Annotated in this window: 14 protein-coding genes; 4 read left to right on the top strand and 10 right to left on the bottom strand. The window is 70.5% G+C overall.

The genetic code is table 11. The annotated features are described in order from the left end of the window. A complete protein-coding gene (locus ACFC8N_RS05070; protein WP_376286522.1) occupies positions 1 to 1410 on the top strand; it encodes an RICIN domain-containing protein in 1410 nt (469 codons plus the stop codon). A gap of 47 nt (positions 1411 to 1457) precedes the next feature. Here the strand turns inward: ACFC8N_RS05070 and ACFC8N_RS05065 are convergent, their stop codons facing one another. Then, a complete protein-coding gene (locus ACFC8N_RS05065; RefSeq protein ID WP_376286519.1) occupies positions 1458 to 3170 on the bottom strand; it encodes a rhamnogalacturonan lyase B N-terminal domain-containing protein in 1713 nt (570 codons plus the stop codon). A gap of 191 nt (positions 3171 to 3361) precedes the next feature. Here ACFC8N_RS05065 and ACFC8N_RS05060 point away from each other — a divergent pair, with 191 nt between their 5' ends. Together ACFC8N_RS05060 and ACFC8N_RS05055 are read left to right on the top strand one after the other, a co-directional pair. After that, complete coding sequence (locus ACFC8N_RS05060) at positions 3362 to 4420, top strand: rhamnogalacturonan acetylesterase (RefSeq protein ID WP_376286517.1); 1059 nt, start codon at positions 3362 to 3364, stop codon at positions 4418 to 4420. A gap of 150 nt (positions 4421 to 4570) precedes the next feature. Then, a complete protein-coding gene (locus ACFC8N_RS05055; RefSeq protein ID WP_376286514.1) occupies positions 4571 to 5431 on the top strand; it encodes an isocitrate lyase/phosphoenolpyruvate mutase family protein in 861 nt (286 codons plus the stop codon). On the opposite strand, the gene ACFC8N_RS05050 is transcribed toward ACFC8N_RS05055, so the two are convergent. The 9 genes from ACFC8N_RS05050 to ACFC8N_RS05010 form a co-directional block, all read right to left on the bottom strand. After that, positions 5365 to 6081, bottom strand: a complete 717-nt coding sequence (locus ACFC8N_RS05050; protein ID WP_356021922.1) for an alpha/beta fold hydrolase — start codon at positions 6079 to 6081, stop codon at positions 5365 to 5367. The two genes, ACFC8N_RS05055 and ACFC8N_RS05050, sit on opposite strands and share 67 nt — an antisense overlap. Then, on the bottom strand, positions 6074 to 6658 hold the full coding sequence (locus ACFC8N_RS05045) for a WHG domain-containing protein (RefSeq protein WP_362821190.1): 585 nt from the start codon (positions 6656 to 6658) through the stop codon (positions 6074 to 6076). The genes ACFC8N_RS05050 and ACFC8N_RS05045 overlap by 8 nt, the downstream gene beginning before the upstream one ends. Before the next feature lie 99 nt (positions 6659 to 6757). After that, positions 6758 to 9634 carry a glycoside hydrolase family 2 TIM barrel-domain containing protein gene (locus ACFC8N_RS05040; protein ID WP_376286510.1) on the bottom strand — a complete coding sequence of 959 codons (2877 nt, stop codon included), beginning with the start codon at positions 9632 to 9634 and terminating at the stop codon, positions 6758 to 6760. A gap of 12 nt (positions 9635 to 9646) precedes the next feature. Beyond that, the gene (locus ACFC8N_RS05035; RefSeq protein ID WP_376286507.1) at positions 9647 to 10522 is read right to left on the bottom strand and encodes a carbohydrate ABC transporter permease; all 876 of its coding nucleotides are present in this window, start codon (positions 10520 to 10522) and stop codon (positions 9647 to 9649) included. Then, on the bottom strand, positions 10519 to 11487 hold the full coding sequence (locus tag ACFC8N_RS05030) for a carbohydrate ABC transporter permease (protein ID WP_376286504.1): 969 nt from the start codon (positions 11485 to 11487) through the stop codon (positions 10519 to 10521). Before ACFC8N_RS05030 ends, ACFC8N_RS05035 begins: the two co-directional genes overlap by 4 nt. Positions 11488 to 11507: 20 nt before the next feature. After that, the gene (locus ACFC8N_RS05025; RefSeq protein WP_376286502.1) at positions 11508 to 12770 is read right to left on the bottom strand and encodes an ABC transporter substrate-binding protein; all 1263 of its coding nucleotides are present in this window, start codon (positions 12768 to 12770) and stop codon (positions 11508 to 11510) included. A 331-nt stretch (positions 12771 to 13101) separates the two neighbouring features. Further along, positions 13102 to 14970, bottom strand: coding sequence for a glycoside hydrolase (locus tag ACFC8N_RS05020; RefSeq protein WP_376286499.1), 1869 nt, complete (start codon positions 14968 to 14970; stop codon positions 13102 to 13104). A gap of 11 nt (positions 14971 to 14981) precedes the next feature. Continuing rightward, entirely contained in the window at positions 14982 to 16268 is a 1287-nt protein-coding gene (locus ACFC8N_RS05015; RefSeq protein WP_376286496.1) for an ROK family protein, read from the bottom strand. A 176-nt stretch (positions 16269 to 16444) separates the two neighbouring features. After that, a complete protein-coding gene (locus tag ACFC8N_RS05010) occupies positions 16445 to 17707 on the bottom strand; it encodes an FAD-binding protein (protein WP_376286493.1) in 1263 nt (420 codons plus the stop codon). A 169-nt stretch (positions 17708 to 17876) separates the two neighbouring features. Here ACFC8N_RS05010 and ACFC8N_RS05005 point away from each other — a divergent pair, with 169 nt between their 5' ends. Further along, on the top strand, positions 17877 to 18551 hold the full coding sequence (locus tag ACFC8N_RS05005) for a pyridoxamine 5'-phosphate oxidase family protein (RefSeq protein WP_376286490.1): 675 nt from the start codon (positions 17877 to 17879) through the stop codon (positions 18549 to 18551). The last annotated feature ends 12 nt before the right edge of the window (positions 18552 to 18563 follow it).

Here is an 18563-nt window from a genome sequence, read left to right as displayed (position 1 = left end):
ATGAGACGCGTGTACGTCCTCCTGCTCGCCCTGTGCTGCGCCCTCGCCGCGGCACTGACGGCGGCCGGACCCGCGCAGGCGGCACCGCAGACGATCGCCAACGGCACGCAGTTCACGGACACTTCGGGCAACGCCCTGCACGCCCACGGCGGCGGCGTCATCAAGGCCGGCTCGTACTACTACTGGTTCGGCGAGGACAGGAACAGCGACAACACCTTCCGCTCCGTCGACGCCTACCGCTCCACCGACCTGAAGAACTGGGAGTTCCGCGCCCGTGTCCTCACCCAGTCCTCCGCCCCGGAACTGTCCACCGCCTACATCGAGCGGCCGAAGGTCGTCTACAACGCCGCCACCGGCATGTTCGTGATGTGGATGCACAAGGAGAACGGGGTCGACTACACCCAGGCCAGGGTCGCCGTCGCCGTCTCCTCCACCGTCGACGGCGGCTACACCTACCGGGGCAGCTTCCAGCCGCTCGGCCGGTACCAGTCCCGGGACATGACCACGTTCGTCGACACCGACGGCACCGCCTACCTGGTCTCGTCCGCGAACGACAACTACGACCTGAACATCTACCGGCTCACCGCCGACTACACCGGCATCGACAGCCTGGTCGCCAACCCCTGGCCCGGCGGTCACCGCGAGGCCCCGGCCCTGTTCAGGCGCAACGGCGTCTACTTCATGCTGACGTCGGGCGCCACGGGCTGGAGCCCCAACCAGCAGCAGTACGCCACCGCCACCTCCCTCGCCGGCCCCTGGACCTCCTGGAGCAACGTCGGCGACTCCACGGCATACGGCTCGCAGACCGCCTACGTCCTTCCCGTCCAGGGAAGTTCGGGTACCTCGTACCTGTACATGGGCGACCGCTGGGGCAACTCCTTCGGCGGCACGGTCGACGACTCCCGGTACGTCTGGCTGCCGCTGACCTTCCCGGCCGCCACGTCCATGTCGATGTCCTGGTCCCCGGAGATCACCGTCGACAGCGCCGCCGGCACGATCACCGGCACCAGCGCCACGTACCACACGCTCATCGCCCGGCACAGCTCCAAGTGCGCCGACGTGCCGAACCAGTCCCTGTGGCAGGGCGTCGCCGTGAGCCAGTACACCTGCAACGGCGGCACCAACCAGAAATGGTGGTTCAAGGACCTCGGAAACGGTTACTACTCCCTGCTCGGCCGGGGCAGTTCGCTGTGCCTCCAGGAGAGCGCGAGCAACGTCACGCAGGAGAACTGCACCGGAGCCACCGCCCAGCAGTGGTCGGTCGTCACCACGGGTTCGTACGTGAACATCAAGGCCCGGACGACCGGCGAGTGCCTGGACGTGTCCGGTGCGTCCACCGCCGACTCCGCCGCCCTGATCACCTACACCTGCAACGGCGGCACGAACCAGCAGTGGACACCCGGAACCTGACGGAAAGTCAGCAGAATGGGCGCAGCTGCGCGTTCAGGCCGGCACAGTCAGGCCAGCAGATCGATCGCGTCGATCGCCGTGCCCGCGCTCAGATATCCCGTCGTCCCCGAACCGCTCACCACGTTGATCTTCAGCACGTTGTACTGGCTGGTGTCCGTGAGCCACGCACTGGCCGGGACGCTGTAGGTGAAGGTGTAGTTGTTGCCCCGGTAGGAGCCCACCGTCAGGGACCGGGTGCTCGGCTGCGTGGGCGGCAAGGGGACCGACGACGTCCAGTCGTTGACCGTGACCTGCGGCCGGCCGTTGGCGTAGGCCGTCGTCACACCGATTCTCAGGGTGTGCGCGGCTGCGGCCTGCGCTGCGGTCAGCCTGAAGTACACGATCAGGCCGCTGTTGACGTCCTTCCACAGGTAGCAGGGGAAGGCGGACGTCTCGGTGCCGCTGCCGATCACCACGTTGCCCGTCCAGGCGGACGCCCGTACGTCCGAGGGGTGCGCGTACGTCATCAGATCCGCGTTCTTGAACCCGCTCGGCGTACCGTCCCAGGAACCGATCCGCCAGACGGCGCTCGCGTTCGACGGGTCGTTGGACGACGGGATCGCGACCGTGTTGAGGGTGGTCGTCGCGCCCGCGGATACGGTCGTCTGTGTACTGTATACAGCCAACTCGCCTTTGTAGACAGTCAGCGTGTATACACCCGGCAGGATCCTGGATACCGAGAAGTACCCGTCCGACGCCCGTGCCGTCCCCCAGTACTGTGCCGAGGAGTTGGCGAGCCCGACCGTGTACGTGTACGCCGTGTCCCGCCCGCTGATGCCGACACCGGCCACCCGGCCCCGGCCGCCGTCGGCGACGTACCCGGAGATGCCGAGCGAGTCGGCCCACGACGTGGTGAGGGTGTCGTGGTACAGCGCGGACGAGGGCGCGCCACCGTCGGTGAAGGCGATGACGTACGGGCCCTGGAGGCCGAAGCGCTCGGACTCGGTCTGGTTCTCGCCGTAGTGGAGGATCTCGTACAGTCCGCCGCCGTCGGCGCTCTGGTGCCGCAGCAGCGAGCGGTAGAACGGGCCGCCGGAGGCCTTCTCGTGGTTGCTGCGTACGATCCACAGGCCGACGCTGCCGGTGGTCCAGCCGATGTAGTCGTAGTCGATGACGCGGTGCTTCGAGTAGTGCTTGGAACGGGTCTGGCCGTCGGACTTGGCGAAGACGTCCGAGGCCTCGACGGTGCTGGTGGTGTAGGTGTAGGAGTCCGGTTCGTCGTTGAGGAACAGGCCCGCCCGTACGCGCACGATGTACCGGGTGGCCGTGACCGAGGAGTCGGCCTTGTTCGTCCACAGGTAGACGTTGTTCTCGCCGCTGCGGGCCGCATAGTAGTGCCGCAGGGTGCCGTAGGCGACGGAGATGAGGATGGTCGAGCCGGACTGCCGCAGCGTCACGGCGGAGGTGCCGAGACCGGACTCGACGTGGGAGTTCTTGCCGCCGTAGCCCTGGTACTCGGTGCCCTTGTACACCAGCGAGGTCAGGTCGCCGTTGGTCTTGCTGACCTTGAAGACGAGGCTCGCGCCGGTGTCGACGACGTAGTTCGAGCCGTCGTCGCTCCAGCCGAAGCCCGCCGCCGACGCGCTGGTGGCCAGCGGCCCGGCCAGGGCCGCCGTACCGGCGGCGGCCGCGGCGGTGACGACGAACGCACGGCGGCTGACCGCTCCGCTCACGCCGTCCGTGGCGCTCACGCCGTCCGTGCCGTTCGGGATTCCGGACATGGGGGTGCCTCCTTCGGGAGGTCCGGGGAGTGCGGGTGTGAGGCAGGGTGACAGTTGAATCGATTTCGCGAAAGGGCTTTCGCTGCTGAGTAGTTGGCTATCATGTGAATTCAGCAAGAGATCCAGAAAGCGCTTGCCCGAGAGGGTACGGTCCACCGGCCAGACCTTGCCGATCGCCGAGGAGGCCACGAGTGAGACGTTTCAACGCCGTGCGCCGCGCCGTACTTGCCGCGGTCGCGGTCACCTTGTGCGCGACCCTGGCGGCAGCCCCCGCCCAGGCCCGTCCCGGGCCCCGGCCGCTCGGCCCGGAGAACTGCACGGACACCGGCTGCCACTTCGACGTCCCGCCGGGCACCTACGACGTGACCGTCCGGCTCGGCGCCGCGACGGCCTCCAGCACGGCCATCACCGGCGAGACCCGGCGCTCCCTGCTCCCGGAGACCGCCGTCGCGGCCGGAGCGCGGGTCACCCGCAGCTTCACCGTGAACGTCCGCACCCCCGAGGGCGAGCCGACCGGCCCTACCGGAACCCCCGGCCTCGACCTGGCGCTCGGCGGCTCCGCCCCCGCCCTCGCCGGCATCAGGGTCACCCCGGCCCGGCACGCCCGGCAGATCATCCTGATCGGCGACTCCACCGTCTGCGACCAGCCCGCCGCCCCGTACTCCGGCTGGGGCCAGCAGCTCCCGCAGTACCTGCGCAGGGGTCTCTCGGTCGCCAACTACGCAGCCTCCGGCGAGAGTACGGTCAGCTACCTGGCCGATCCGCGGCTGTGGGGCACGGTCCGGCCGCTGATCCGCCCCGGCGACCTCGTCCTGGTCCAGCTCGCCCACAACGACAAGACCACCGACGAGGCCACCTACCGGGCCGACCTGGAGACCATGGTCGCGGGCATCCGGGCCCAGGGCGGCGATCCGGTGCTCGTCACCCCGATCGTGCGGCGCTGGTTCAACGCCGACGGCACCCTGGACAACGGCACCGCCCTGCTGGTCAACGGCCTCGGCGTCGACCTCCCGGCGGTCATGCGCTCCGTCGCCGCCGCCGAGCACGTGCCCCTCATCGACCTCACGGCGCGGACCAAGGCGCTGGTGGAGTCCCTGGGCGTGGAGGGCTCAAAGGCGATCTACCTCTACGACGAGAAGCGCGACAACACCCACACCTCCGTGCACGGCGCGACCGTCTTCGCGGGCCTCGTCCGCGGCGCGCTGTTGGCCCGGCACCTGGTGCCCGAGGGCCTGGTGCGGGTGGGATGAACGCCTGGGGCGTCCCGACCGGAACCGGGGCGCCCCAGGTCCCGCGAGGCACCGGGCACCGCTCCTCGTGCGGCGGAGGGCGTCCATGGCCCGGCGGAGGTCGCCCATAGTCCGGCGCACGCCGAAGTGTCCGGCGCCTAGCGTGGTCCCATGACCGCAGAGCCCACCGTGACCGGGACCGTACCCACGTTCGCCGCGCTGCACCACCGCCCGGGTGAGCCGTTGCTGCTGCCCAACGCCTGGGACCACGCCTCGGCCGCCGCGCTCGCCGCCCGGGGGTTCCCGGCGATCGGCACGACCAGCCTGGCCGTCGCGGCGGCGGCCGGACTGCCCGACGGCCGGGGCGCGACCCGCGAGCAGACCCTGGGGCTCGCCCTCACACTCGGCTCGGAGCCGTATCTCCTCTCCGTCGACGCGGAGGACGGCTTCTCCGACGACCCCGCCGAAGTCGCCGAACTGGCCCGCCAGTTGTGGTCCGTCGGGGTCGTCGGCATCAACCTTGAGGACGGGCTCGGGCCGGCCGGCCGGCACGCCGCGAAGATCGCGGCGGTGAAGGCCGCCGTGCCCGGCCTGTTCATCAACGCCCGCACGGACACGTACTGGCTGGGCGACAGCTACGGCGACGGCGGTGACAGCGACGGTGACGGTGACACCGTCGGGACGGACACGCTGAACCGCCTCGACGCCTACCAACAGGCGGGCGCCGACGGGGTGTTCGTACCCGGGCTGACCGATCCGGACCGCATCCGCCGCCTCGTCCGGCACCTCGACACCCCGCTCAACATTCTCTACTCGCCCACCGGCCCCACGGTCTCCCATCTCGCCGACCTCGGCGTCGCCCGGGTCAGCCTCGGATCGTTCCTCTACCGGCGGGCGCTGGGGGCGGCGCTGGACGCGGTGGCCGACATCGCGGCCGGCCGGGTGCCGGGCGGTACGACGCCGTCCTACGCCGAGGTGTGCGCGCCGGACAGGAATGTCGCGGTGAGCAGGCCGGCGAACTCCTCGGGGTGATCGAGGGCGCCGAGATGCCCGCCCGGGAACTCGACGAAGGAGCCGCCGAGCCGGTCGGCGAGCAACTCACCGGTCCGGTAGAGAAGTTGGCCGCGTGAGCCGGCCCCGGCGGCGAGGGTGAGACGCGCCCCGGCGGCAGGGACGGCCGGGACGTGGGCGGTGAAGGGACGCAGGACGTGCGCGAGGAAGACGCCCATCGGGGTCGCCGACTCACCCTCGGCGGGCGGCCGCCCGGCCCCGTCGAACTGCGCGAGCAACTCGGCCCGCCGCTCCGCCCCGTCCGGCAGCACCGTCACACACGGCGGCTCGTGCGCCACCACTCCCGCCAGCCGCTCCGGGTGCCGGGCGGCCAGGTCGAGTACGGCGATCCCGCCGGAGCTGGTCCCGAACACATACGCCCGCTCCCCCGGCGGCAGCACGGCCTGCAGCAGCCGGTGCGCCCCCTCGCTCCAGTCCGCCGGACGCTGGTCCGGCACCGGCAGGCCGAGCCGTCCGTGGGCGAGCCCCAGCGGGTCGTACGTCACGACGGTGAAGCGCCGCGCCAGCCGCTCGGTCAGCGGCCCGAACCCCATGGGGTGCCCGGCCCCGCCCGGCACGATCAGCAGGACGGGACCACTGCCCGTGACGTCGTGGTGCGGGGATTCAGCCATCGTTCCTCGTCTCCCGGGGCCAGTGCGTGAGGGCGAGGTGCAGGGCTTCCACGGCCTTGTCCCAGGAGGCCCGCACCTCGCGGGCCGCGCCGAAGCCGCCCGCGGACTCCAGGGCGCAGTAGCCGTGGAACGTGCTGCGCAACAGACGTACGGCGTCGGTCAGATCGGGTTCGTCCAGGCCGTAGGCGCGCAGCATCCCGTAGGTGATCTCGGCCGTGCGGCGCATCGCGGGGGAGTCGGCGATCAGGGACTGGTCGATGCGGATCTGGGTGGCCGCGTACCGGCCGGGGTGCTCCAGGGCATAGCCGCGGTAGGCACCCGCGAACGCGGCCAGCGCCTCCTTGCCCGCCCGGCCCGCCACGGCCGCGGCGATCCGCTCGATCAGTTCGCCGCCCGCGTGCAGCGCGAGCCGGGTCCGCAGGTCCGCAAGGCCCTTGACGTGCGAGTACAGACTCGCGTCCTTCACCCCGAAACGGCGGGCCAGCGCGGACAGGGTGACCTTCTCGAAGCCCACCTCGTCGGCGAGTTCGGCCGCCGCCGTGATCAACCGCTCGGTACTGAGCCCTGCGCGCGCCATCGTCCGACCCCTCCTCCTTGGATACCCAGGTTATATCCTAGGAGGCCTAGGTTCGGAGGGAGGAGGGTGCCGGACGGCGGGGGGACGTGGCGCCGCGCGTCAACTGGTCCGTGAGAACACGAAGGAGAACTCCGCCGGTTCGGCGCGCAGGTGATACTGCGGCAGTGGGCCCGGTCCGCAGGACTGCGAGCCGATGCCGTGCTGACCGTGGTCGAGGTTCACCCAGACAGTGCCGCCCGGCGTGAGGTCCGTGCGATGGGCGGCGGCGTCCAGTTGCTCGGTGGTCCAGCGGCGGACGGTGAGGAGGAACTCCGGGTCGCCCTCGATGCGCAGCCCGCCCAGCTCCGCCCAGCGGACGTCGATCCGGGCGCCGTTCTCCTGCGGACGGACGTACGGCGTCTGCATACCGTCGACAGTCGACTGCCAACGGCCGACCGTCGACGCCATCCTGGTGTCTGCATACGCCTCACCGGGCCCGCCGCCGAACCACCGCACGTCGTCGGCCGCCGACAGGCCGAGGCGGACGCCGAGCCGGGGCAGCGGGACGGTCCAGTCGCCCTCGGGGGTCGTGTATACAGTCAACCGTAGACTGTCTCCATCAGACGTCCAGCGGTATACCGTCGACAGTCCGACCTCCGCCGCCGCCGGTGCCACCCGCGTCCGCACGGTCAGCGCGGCCTCGCCGGCCTCCACCGCGTCCAGCCGGTGCCGCATCCGGTGCAGACCCAGCTGACGCCACCGCAGACCGTAGCGCGTGTCGCTCTGCCAGGCGGCGCCGTCGTCGTTGTCGGTGGTGGCCCGCCACACGTCGAGCCGCAGACCGGTGACCGGCACGTCGCCGATCGCGGTCAGTGCGCCGGTGCGGGCGTCGAAGGTGCCGGGGCCGAGGGTGATCACCCCGGCGCCCGGCACCGGGCGGGCGGTCGGCGCGAGCGACGGCACCCGGCGCGGCGAGGCCGGGACCTGGCCCCAGGCGACGACGTGGCCCTTCGGCGCCCACGGGGTCTCGGCGGCGAGGACCGCGCGGACCGTCCAGTGGGCCTCGCCCGTCGGCGCCGTGGCCGGCGGTGCGGGCAGCTTCACGTCGGCGGACTCGCCGGACGCCAGCGCGGGCACCGTCAGCGTGCCGGACTCCACCGGCTCCCCCTCGACCTCGTACGACCACGAGAACGCGAGCGCCGACAGGCTGGCGAAGTCCTGCTTGTTGGTGATCCGGACCGTGCCGTCGCCGGCGGTGCCGCTGATGCCGACCGGTTCGATCACCTTCTTGAACTCGGCCAGCCCGGGGGAGGGCTGCCGGTCCGGGAAGAGCAGGCCGTCGCAGACGAAGTTGCCGTCGTGCAGTTCCTCGCCGAAGTCGCCGCCGTAGGCGTAGCCCAGCTCCGGGTGGGTGATGCCGTGGTCGATCCACTCCCAGACGAACGCGCCCTGGAGCCGCTCGTGCGTCTCGAACAGCCGCTGGTAGTCGGCGAGTCCGCCGGGGCCGTTGCCCATGGCGTGGGCGTACTCGCACAGGATGAAGGGGAGTTCGCGGCGTTTGCGGGTGCCGCCGTCCAGGTGCCGGCCGATCCGTTCGACCTCGGCGTGGGAGGCGTACATGCGGGAGTACATGTCCGTGTCACGGCAGTCGATGTCGCCCTCGTAGTGCACGAGGCGTGAGGCGTCGCGGCCGTGGATCCACTCGGCCATCGCGGTCAGGCCGCGGCCGGTGCCGGCCTCGTTGCCGAGGGACCAGACGACGACCGAGGGGTGGTTCTTGTCGCGCTCGACCATGCGGGAGGCGCGGTCCAGCAGGGCCGGGGTCCAGCGGTCGTCGTCGACGGGGTTGTCCCGCCAGCCCTGCTCGGTGAAGCCGTGGGTCTCCAGGTCGCACTCGTCGATCACCCACAGGCCGTACTCGTCGCACAGGTCGAGGAAGGCCGGGTGGGGCGGGTAGTGGGAGGTGCGCACGGCGTTGACGTTGTGCCGCTTCATCAGCAGCACGTCCTCGCGCATGGTCGCCAGGTCGAGGGCGCGGCCGTGGTCCGGGTGCCACTCGTGCCGGTTGACGCCCTTGAACAGGACCCGCCTGCCGTTGACCTTGATCAGGCCGTCCGACAGCTCGACGGTACGGAACCCGATGCGCAGCGGCACCCGCTCGCCCTCGGTGGCCAGTTCGCCCGTGTACAGCCGCGGCACTTCCGCCGACCACGGCTCGACCGGCACGGTCACGCTCTCGCCGGTCGCGAGGTCGATGCCGAGGTCCGCCACGGTGACCCGGCCGGGCACGTCGGAGTCGACCCGCAGGGTGCCGGTGCCGGAGAGATGGTCGTAGGAGGCGTGGACGAAGAAGTCGGCGGCGGCGCCCGCCGGGCGGTGCAGCAGGGTGACGTCACGGAAGATGCCCGGCAGCCACCACTGGTCCTGGTCCTCCAGATAGGAGCCGGCCGACCACTGGTGGACGCGGACCGCCAGTACATTGTCCACAGTCTTCAGAAGACTGCCGACCGCGAACTCGTGCGGCAGCCGCGAGCCCTTGAACTCGCCGATCTCCGTGCCGTTCAGCCACACCCGGGCGCAGGACTCCACCCCGTCGAAGCGCAGCACCGCGCCGCCCTCGGCGAGGTCCGGCCAGTCCGCCGGCAGGTCGAAGACGCGCAGATGGTCGCCGGTCGGGTTCTCGGTCGGCACGCGCGGCGGGTCGACCGGGAACGGATAGAGGTGGTTGGTGTAGATCGGGGATCCGAAGGCACCACCGCCCTGGAGGACCCAGTGGCCGGGGACCGAGACCTCGGCCCAGTCACCGGCGTCGTACCCCTCGGCGGCGAAGGAGTCGTCCTCGGCGTCGGCCGTCTGCGCCAGCCGGAAGCGCCAACTGCCGTTCAGCGAAAGGGACATGGAGTCGGAGGAGGCGTACCAGGCGCGTGGCGGCAGTGCGCCGGAGCCCGGGGAGACGTCCTCGACGTAAGCGGTTTCAGCGGTGGTGCGGAAAGACATCGTTCTCCTCGCTCAGCCCTTGATACCGGTCTGCGCGATCCCCTGCACCAGCCAGCGCTGAAGGAAGAGGAACACGAGCAGCAGGGGCAGGATGGACACGGCGGTGGCCATGAAGATCAGGTGGTAGTTGACGGTCTGGTTGGTCATGTACGACGACAGGGCGACCTGGACCGTCCAGGCGTTCGGGTCCTGGCCGATGACCAGCGGCCACAGGAAGGAGTTCCAGCCGTTGATGAAGGTGATGGTCGCCATCGCCGCGAAGAAGTTCAGCGAGTTGGGGACGACGACCCGCCAGTACGCGCCCCAGTAGCCGAGCCCGTCCACCCGCGCCGCCTCCTCCAGCTCCTTCGGGAACCCGAGGAAGTACTGCCGGAACAGGAAGCAGGTGAAACCACTGAACAGGCCCGGAATGATGAGCCCCCGGTAGCTGTCGACCCAGCCGAGGGACGAGACCAGGACGAAACTGGGCACGAAGGTGACGGCCGTCGGCACCATCAACGTGGCGAGGACGGCGTAGAAGACCTTGTTGGCGTGCCGGTAGGGGATGCGGGCGAGGCCGTAGCCGGCGAGCGAGCAGATCAGCAGGATGCCGGCGGTCATGAGGACGGCGACGACCATCGAGTTCCACAGGGACCGGGCGAAGTCGACCGTCGTGTCGTCGAACAGCTCGGAGATGTTGCCCCACCGCAGATGGGTGGGGAAGAACTGCCAGTTCTCGCCGGTGATCTCCGCGTCCGTCGACAGGGCGTTGCGGACGATCAGATAGAAGGGGACGAGGAAGAGCACCGCGGCGACGCTCACGGCAAGGTAGAGGCCGGTGTTGCCGAGGACGCCGGCGCGCCGCACACGGCGGCTCTTCGCGCCGGCCTCGGGTACGGACGTGGTCACGTGGACTCCTCCCCTCGGCCGAAGCCCATGATCCTGCCCTGGAACAGGGTGACGACACAGATCAGCAGGGTCAGGATGACCGCGCCGGCACTGCCGGAGCCGTAGTCCTGACTGGAGCCGAGGGCGGTCTTGTACAGGACCATCAGGGGCGTCTGACCCCAGGTCGCGCGGGTGGTGATGAGGTTGTAGAACTCGTCGAAGGCCTGGTATGCGGCGATGAGCAGCAGCAGGATCACCGCGGTGGAGGTGGCGCGCAGCTGGGGCAGCGTGATGTACCGGAAGGTCTGCCAGCCGCGCCTGGCGCCGTCGATGGCCGCGGCCTCGTACAGCTCGCCGGGGATGTTCTGCAGGGCCGCGAGGAAGAGAATCATGTAGAAACCGGCTTGCAGCCACAGCCGTACGGTCACGATGACCAGCCAGTACCAGGGCGGGCTCGGGTTGGACACCCAGGCGATGTTGTCGACGCCGAACCAGCCGACGACCGTGTTCGCCAGGCCGAAGCGGACGCCGTTGAACAGGGACATCTTCCAGATCAGCGCGGCGGCGACATAGCTGCACGCGGTCGGCAGGAAGAACACCGAGCGGAAGAAGGCGCGCAGGAGGCGCAGCCGGTGCACCAGCAGGGCGAGGCCGAGGGAGAGCGCCCAGGTGGTCGGCACGATGAACGCGGCGAACACCGTGAACGTCACCAGGGATCCGGTGAAGTCGCTGTTCGACAGCATGTGCCGGTAGTTGTCGAGGCCGACGAAGTGGCTCGGGGTGACGGTGAAGCGGGCGTCGTAGAAGCTGAGCCAGACGCTCCAGACGATGGGGACGAAGACGAAGATCACCAGGCCGATGAGGAACGGGCCGGTGAAGAGCCAGAAGTTGAGGGTCCGGTTCGCGCCGAGACCCTGCCGCGGCCGGGCACCGGAGGTCCCGGCCGGGGTGGGGCGGGCGATCCCGCGGGTGGTGGTGGTCGACATGTCGCAGTCCGTCCGCCGGTCTATCCGAAGAGCTTCTTCAGCTCGCGCTCGACCGTCCTGCCGGCCTTGTCGAGGGCGGCCTTCGGGTCACCGCCCTTGCGCACGCAGTCGGCGATGACCGAGTCCCAGGCGCTCCACATGGCCTGGGTCCAGCCGATGTTGTCGAAGTGACCGTAGGTGTTGAACAGCTTCACGCCTTCGGCGGCCAGGCCCGACTTGAGCTTGTCGGCCCGGGCGGCGATCGACGTGCGCGGCGGGATGTGGAAGCCGTAGGAGGTGGCGAAGTCCTCCTGGTACTGCTTCTGGTCGATCCACAGCCACTTCACGTACTCCTTGGCCGCGTCCACGTCGCCGCCCTTGGCGTTGACGAACATCGACCAGCCACCGTTGTAGACCGACGGCCTGCCCTTGCTGCCGACCTTCGGGAAGGGCAGGACGCCGAGGTCGTCGCCGAGCGCCTTCTGCATCACGGGCATCGCCCACATGCCGCAGAACTGGATCGCGCACAGCCCCTGGCTGATCGCGGACGGGTCCCAGAAGTCGGCCGGGGCGTCCAGCAGCAGGCTGCCGCTGGTGAACAGCTTGCGCAGCTGGCGCAGGCCCTCGACGACCCCGTCGGTGTGGAAGCCGATCTCGTTCTTCGCGGTGAGGGTCTCGGCGCCGGCGGACCAGATCAGGGGTGCCTCGATGGCGTGCAGGTCGTTGCCGAGGAAGAGGCCCTTGACCTTGGAGGTGGTGAGCTTGGCGGCGGCCTCGATCAGCTCCTCCAGGGTCGTCGGCACCGCGACGTTCGCCTTCTGCAGCATCGACTTGCGGTAGAAGAGGAACTGCGGGTCGTCGATCATGCGGACGCCGTAGATCTTGCCGTCGTAGCTGTGCGAGGCGATGTCGGCCGGGTTGAAGTCGTCCTTGACCGGCTCGATGATGTCCGTCAGGTCCGCCACCTGGCCGCTCTTGACCAGCTGGATCTGCGGGTGGAACTCGAAGACGTCGGGCGCCTGCTGGGTGAGCAGGGCGGCGAAGAGCTTGGTCTCGTAGTCGGCGCCGGTGATCCACTGGGTGGACACGTTCGCCTTCGAGTACGCCTTCGCGTACCGCTTGACGGCCTGCTCCACACCGGCCTCGCCGTACGCGTGGAAGTACTGCTGCAGCTGCTTGCCCGAACCGCCGCCCCCACGCCCGTTGTTGCTGCCGCACGCGGCGAGCGGGGCGGCGACGGCCAGGCCGGCGGCGGCCCGGAGGAGCGAACGGCGGTCCCAGTGGCTGTTGCTCTGTGCCGACATGCTGACGTCCTTGTCTTTCGAGTACGGCGGGCGGCTCGGTGCGGCTGCTTGCGGCTTCCGGCTTGTGGCATGCAGCGCGCGGCGTGCGTGTGCGGCTCTGCGCCCGAGGGCCGGACGGCCTGATGGCCGAGTGGCGTGAAAAGGAGGGTGCGGTGCGGGACGTTAACCTTCGGCTAAGGCTTCGGCAAGGGGTTGGACGAAGTCTGTTCGAAGAGTTGCATCCGGTTCGGAATCACGAACGGGATGTCGGGGCAGGGGAGATGAGGGCCGCCGGGTCAGGGGTGTGGCCGGCGGCCCTCGGTCAGGGGGAGGGCTGGACCGAAGGAGGGGACTACTGCCTCGACCAGGCCTCGTTGGCGCCGCCGTTGCAGCTGTAGACGATGACCTTGCCGCCGTCCGCGGTGGCCTGCCCGCTGACGTCGAGGCACCTGCCCGACGCCTCGTTCACGATCTGCCCGTTGCCGTTCAGCAGCCAGCGCTGGGTGCCGTCACCCGTGGCCGCGGCACTCGCTACCAGTCCCGAACCGCCCGCCGTCAGATAGCCGTCGGCACCCTTCAGCGTGCCGGCGGCGTCGTACGACCACGCCTGGTCAGCCGCGCCCGTGCACGTGGCGATCGCCGCCCCCGAGGCGTCGGCGGTCAGGCACTTGCCGGACTGCCTGCCGGCCAGGGCCCCGGTGACCGCCGAACCGCCGTGCCCGCCCTGTGTCCTCCGGCCGAAGACGTACGTCGTGATCGAACGGGCCGCGAGCGTCGCGGACACGGTCCCGCCGCGCACCGAGGGCTTCGCGACCCTCGCCCAGTCCTCGCTCGCGGAGGTCCGTACCGCCTGCGTCGCCCGCACCGGGGCCGCGCTGTTGAAGTGCAGGTTCAGGGCGGTGTCGGTCGTGTTGTGGTTGTTCACCACGACCACCCACTGCCCGTCCCGGTCGTACGACGACACCTCCACGCCGTCCGGCGCCCCGGTCACGTCGTGCGCGACCGCGCCCGGCCGGACGAACTTGCTGTACTGGCCGAGCGCGTAGTACCGCTTGGTGAAGTACAGCCGCTGGTCGCCGTTCGCCGCGTAGTCGGGGTCGTAGTAGACCAGGCCGTCGTTCCAGCCCTGGTCGTTCTTCGCCGTCGGGCTGGTGCCGTACCCGCTCGCGAGCGCCACCCACCACTGGAACGCCGAGTCGTGGGAGGTCGCGAAGTCCTTGTAGATGATCCGCGACATCAGCAGGGCGTTGTCGATCGTCGGGTCGTACTCCTGGTTCCAGCCCGTCGTGCCCTTGCCGAAGCAGCAGATCTCGGTGGCCCAGGAGGTCTTGCCGACCGACCTCGACGTCTCGTAGACATTGCCGAGCCGGCCGTCGTCCGGGTCGTCGTACGTGTGATGGGCCAGCCTGGCGACGTACTGCGCGGTGCCCGGCTGGGCCATCCACTGCGGCACTTCGCTCGTGAACTGCGTGGTCCTGCTGGACTCGTCCGCGATGACCGACGTCTTCTGGTGCCGGGCCCGCTGCTCGGAGCCGAGCGCGCGCACGATGTCGTCGCGTTGGTCCACCGGGACCGGCATGCCCTCCTGACCGCAGTCGGCGAAACTGTTGTCCGGCTCGTTGAACGGGCTGATGTAGTCCAGCCGTACGCCCTGGCGCGCGAAGTGATCGGTCACGTCGGCGACGTACTTCGCGAAGTCGCTCTCGTTCTCGGCCTTCAACTGCCCGCCGCAGCTCCGGCCGTTGGTCGTCCACCGGGCGGGTGCGCTGTTGACGAAGCCGATCAGGTCCTTGACCCCGTACTTCGCGGCGTACGCCAGGAACGTCCGGCCGCCCTTGTCCCGGCTCCAGTCGTAGGAGCCGTCGGTCTTGAGGAAGTCCTCGGCGGCGCGGGCCGCGGTGGTGACGGCGGTGCCGCCGCCCCCGATGTTGTAGCGGTACGAACTGAGGTCCAACCCCTCTGGGGAGAACAGGAGTTGGGCGACCCTGGCCTGCACCTTCGGGTCGAAGTGCGTCAGGTCGTTGACCCACCAGGCGCCCGAGGCGCCGATGTCGTCGATGGTCTGGGCGGCGTGCGGGGAGACCTCGGCGGCGGCCGGGGCGGTGGTCGCCGGGGCGGTGGTGGCGCTCGCGGGCGGGGAGGTGAGGAGGGCGGCGCCGAAGGCCAGCGCGGCCGGGACCGCGAGCAGCGGGGATCTCCTGCGGGGGTGAGACACGTGCATCCCTTCCGTCGTCATGAAGGCGGTGCGGTACGGCTCCTTGCGAGGGTGGTGCGCGAGGCGGTGCTTCTCGTGGTGCCTTTGGCGGTGTTCTTGGCGGTGCCCTGCCTCGGCCCGACCGACTGCAGCGCCCCCTCCAGCGCGAACGTGGCCGCGCCGAGGGAGACCGGGTCGGTGGGGATCGGGGACAGGACGATCTCGGTGGCGGCCAGCGGCCGGCGCAGCGCGTGCCGGGCCACGGCCCGGCGCACCTCGTCGAGCAGCGGCGCGCCCAGCCGGGAGGCGACCCAGCTGCTGAGCACGACCACCTCGGGGTTGAGCAGGTTGATCAGATCGGAGATGCCGGCACCGAGGTAACGGGCCGTGTCCCGGACCACCTTGAGCGCCACCGGATCGCCCGCGGCGACCGCGCGGGCCAGCGCGTCGATGGTGGCCGTCTGGTCCTCGGGGTGCAACAGCGGGGAACCCGGGTTCAGTTCGCGCAGATTCTGCATGATGCCGGGCGCGCCGACGTAGGTCTCGACACAGCCGTGGTTGCCGCAGTGGCACAGCCGGCCGTCCAGCACCAGCGTCGTGTGACCCCACTCGCCGGCGCTGTTGCTCACCCCCCGGTGCAGCCCGCCGCCGAGCGCCAGACCGGCGCCGACGCCCGTGCCCAGATTGACCACCACCGTGTCTCCGCGGCCGCGCGCGGCCCCGAACCACAGCTCCGCCACCGCGCAGGCGCGCAGCGGGTTGTCCAGGTACAGCGGATACGCGATGTGTTCGGCGAGCAGATCGAGGAAAGGCACGTCGTGCCAGTCCCAGTTGGGCGCGTACTCGGCGACGCCGCTGTCCCGGTCCACCTGGCCCGGCACGCTCACCCCGACGCCGAGCACCCGGGCCGCCTCGACCCCGGCCTGCGCCATCACCGCGCCGACGGCGGCGGCGACCTGGCCGACCACCTGTTCCGGGCGGCTCTCGCCGGGCCGCATGTCCTCGTCGGCACGGGCCAGCACGTCGAGGGCCAGGTCGAACAGCTCGACGTGGACGTACGTCTCCGCGATGTCCACCCCGATCAGCGCCCCGCCCGAGGCGTTGACGGCCACCAGCCCCCGGGGCCGCCCGCCCGCCGAGTCCTCGAACCCGACCTCGGTGATCATGCGCAGGTCCAGCAGCTCGCCGACCAGCGTGGCGACGGTGGCCAGACTCAGTCCGGTGGCGGCCGCCAACTCCTGCCGGGAGGTAGGAGACTCGGCGATGATCTGGCGCAGCACCTCGTAGCGGTTCGCGGTGCGGATGTCACGCGATGTGCGCTTCACGCGGCGGCCCCTCCCATCCCGTCCAGACCCGGCCGGGGCGGCATCGGCACCGGCGCGGGCGTCAGGCTATGGGCTGCCGGCCGCTTTCGACAAGGGGTTAGGAAAGGGGGTGGAGGAAGTCGCGGTCCACGAAGTTCGGGGTGGACGAAGCAGGGGTGGAGGAGTCGCCCGTCGCATCACTCGTCGAGCAGCTCCCGGACGAACGCGTTGGTGAACTTCCCGGCCGGATCCAGGGAGCGGGCCAGGGCGCGGAAGTCGGGGAGGCGTGCATACAGTCCACGGACGACCGTCGACGGCATCTCGTACACCTTCCCCCAGTGCGGCCGCGGGCCGAACGGCTCCAGCGCCTCCTCCAGCCGGCGCACCACGGGCAGGACGGCCGCCTCGTCCGGCACCCACGTGAAGTGCAGCGCCACCGAGTCCCGCCCGTGGGCCGGACTCAGCCACTGTGTGTCGGCGGCGATCGTCCGCACCTCGCAGGTCTGCAGTACACCGGATACTGTCGACCGGATACCGTCTATCGCATACAACGCCTCCATCGCCTTCGACCGCGGCAGCAGGTACTCCGACTGGATCTCCTCCCCGTTGCTCGGCGTGAACTCCGCCCGGAAGTGCGGCAGTCGCTCGTGCCACGGCCCCGGTACGCCCAGTTGTCCCGTGCAGTGGGTCGCGGGCATGCCCGGCACCGGGTGCAGCGCGGTGGTCGCGGGTGAGGCCCAGGGGAAGGGCACGGCCGCTTCGTCGGTGCGCCGCTTGACCCACACCTGCCGGAAGCCGGGCTCACGCCAGTCGGTGAACAGGCTCACGCTGTATCCGGCGGCCGCCACCGCCGCGAAGTCCAGCCCCGCCAGCGGGAGTTCGGTGAAGACCCGCTGCTCCACCCCGTACGCCGGCTCCAGGTCGAGGGTGAGGGCGGTGACGACGCCGAGCGCGCCCAGGGAGGTCACGGCGCCGTCGAAGCGCGGGTCGTCCCGGCCGATCGTCACCGCCGCGCCGTCGGCGCGGACCAGCTCCACCTCGCGTACCGCCGAGGCGAGCGGGCGGTTGGTGACGCCGGAGCCGTGGGTGCCGGTCGCCACCGAGCCGGCCACCGAGATGTGCGGCAGGGAGGCCATGTTGGGCAGGGCGAGGCCGTGCGCGTGGACGGCGCGGGCGAGTTCGGCGTAGCGGACGCCGCCGGACACGCGGACCGTGCGCGCCGCCGTGTCGACGTCGGTCACCGAAGGCAGGCCGGCCGTGGAGAGCAGTACGCCGTCCGGGCCCGGGTCGGCGATGCGGTTGAAGGAGTGCCCGCTGCCCAGTACCCGTACCCGCGGGCTGTTCGCCACCAGCGCCGCGAGCGCGTCGGGCGTGCGGGGCCGGTGGAACTCCCGGGCGGTGTACGTGATGGTGCGCGCCCAGTTGGTGACCGTGCCCGCGGTCCCGGCCGTCCCTGTCACCGTTGCGTCCCTCCCGGAGAGTGCGTGTCCGCCGAGCCTCTCATCCGCCATGATCCGGCAGGGTCCACCATCGGGGATGTCTGCGGATTTCGTTGCCGTATCCGGTTACGATCGATGTATGTGAAATATTGCTGGCTGTTTCTGTGCGGTATCGGTAACTTTCCGGTTCATGAATGAGGAACCGCTGCCCGACCGACTGCCCGTCACCGACCGTACCCGGCACCGGCGGCTGCGCGAGCAGGGAAGGCTGGAGCGGTCGGAGCTGGAGGCGGTTCTCGACGCCGGGTTCGTCTGTCACCTCGGCGTGGTGGTGGACGGACGGCCGGTCGTCGTGCCGACCGTGTACGGGCGGGACGAGCGGTGGCTGTATCTCCACGGGTCGGTGGCCGGCCGCAGCCTCGCCGGCGACACCCCGGTCTGCGTCACGGTCACGCACGTCGACGGACTGGTGCTCGCGCGGTCCGTCTTCGAGCACGGTGTCAACTACCGCAGCGCCATGATCCACGGCATCGCCCGCAAGGTCACCGAACCCGACCGGAAGCTGGAGGGCCTGCGCCTGCTCACCGAGCACTGCGCACCGGGGCAGTGGGCGTACGCCCGGCTGCCCAGCCGCAAGGAACTCGCGGCGACCACCCTCCTCGCCCTCTCCCTGGAAGAGGCCTCTGTCAAGATCCGCACCGGCGCCCCGGAGGACGGCGACGGACCCGACGCGGCCCTCGGACTGTGGGCCGGGGTCCTGCCGCTGACCCCGCGCTGGGGCACCCCGCAGCCCGACCCGGCACTGCCGCCCGGCATCGCCGTACCGGAACACATCGCACGGCGTGCGGGGACCCGGCACGGCTGAGTCCCGGGCGGG

This window comes from Streptomyces sp. NPDC055966, from assembly GCF_042269865.1.
In the GTDB taxonomy this organism is placed as follows: Bacteria; Actinomycetota; Actinomycetes; order Streptomycetales; family Streptomycetaceae; genus Streptomyces.
Note: the sequence above shows the minus strand (reverse complement) of the source record. Positions and strands in the feature narration are given on the sequence as shown.

Coding starts and splice junctions, on each gene's coding strand:
- ACFC8N_RS05020 (WP_376286499.1), bottom strand. CDS start 14,970: ATGCACGTGTCTCACCCCCGCAGGAGATCCCCGCTGCTCGCGGTCCCG.
- ACFC8N_RS05025 (WP_376286502.1), bottom strand. CDS start 12,770: ATGTCGGCACAGAGCAACAGCCACTGGGACCGCCGTTCGCTCCTCCGG.
- ACFC8N_RS05040 (WP_376286510.1), bottom strand. CDS start 9,634: ATGTCTTTCCGCACCACCGCTGAAACCGCTTACGTCGAGGACGTCTCC.
- ACFC8N_RS05055 (WP_376286514.1), top strand. CDS start 4,571: ATGACCGCAGAGCCCACCGTGACCGGGACCGTACCCACGTTCGCCGCG.
- ACFC8N_RS05070 (WP_376286522.1), top strand. CDS start 1: ATGAGACGCGTGTACGTCCTCCTGCTCGCCCTGTGCTGCGCCCTCGCC.
- ACFC8N_RS05030 (WP_376286504.1), bottom strand. CDS start 11,487: ATGTCGACCACCACCACCCGCGGGATCGCCCGCCCCACCCCGGCCGGG.
- ACFC8N_RS05005 (WP_376286490.1), top strand. CDS start 17,877: ATGAATGAGGAACCGCTGCCCGACCGACTGCCCGTCACCGACCGTACC.
- ACFC8N_RS05050 (WP_356021922.1), bottom strand. CDS start 6,081: ATGGCTGAATCCCCGCACCACGACGTCACGGGCAGTGGTCCCGTCCTG.
- ACFC8N_RS05065 (WP_376286519.1), bottom strand. CDS start 3,170: ATGTCCGGAATCCCGAACGGCACGGACGGCGTGAGCGCCACGGACGGC.
- ACFC8N_RS05045 (WP_362821190.1), bottom strand. CDS start 6,658: ATGGCGCGCGCAGGGCTCAGTACCGAGCGGTTGATCACGGCGGCGGCC.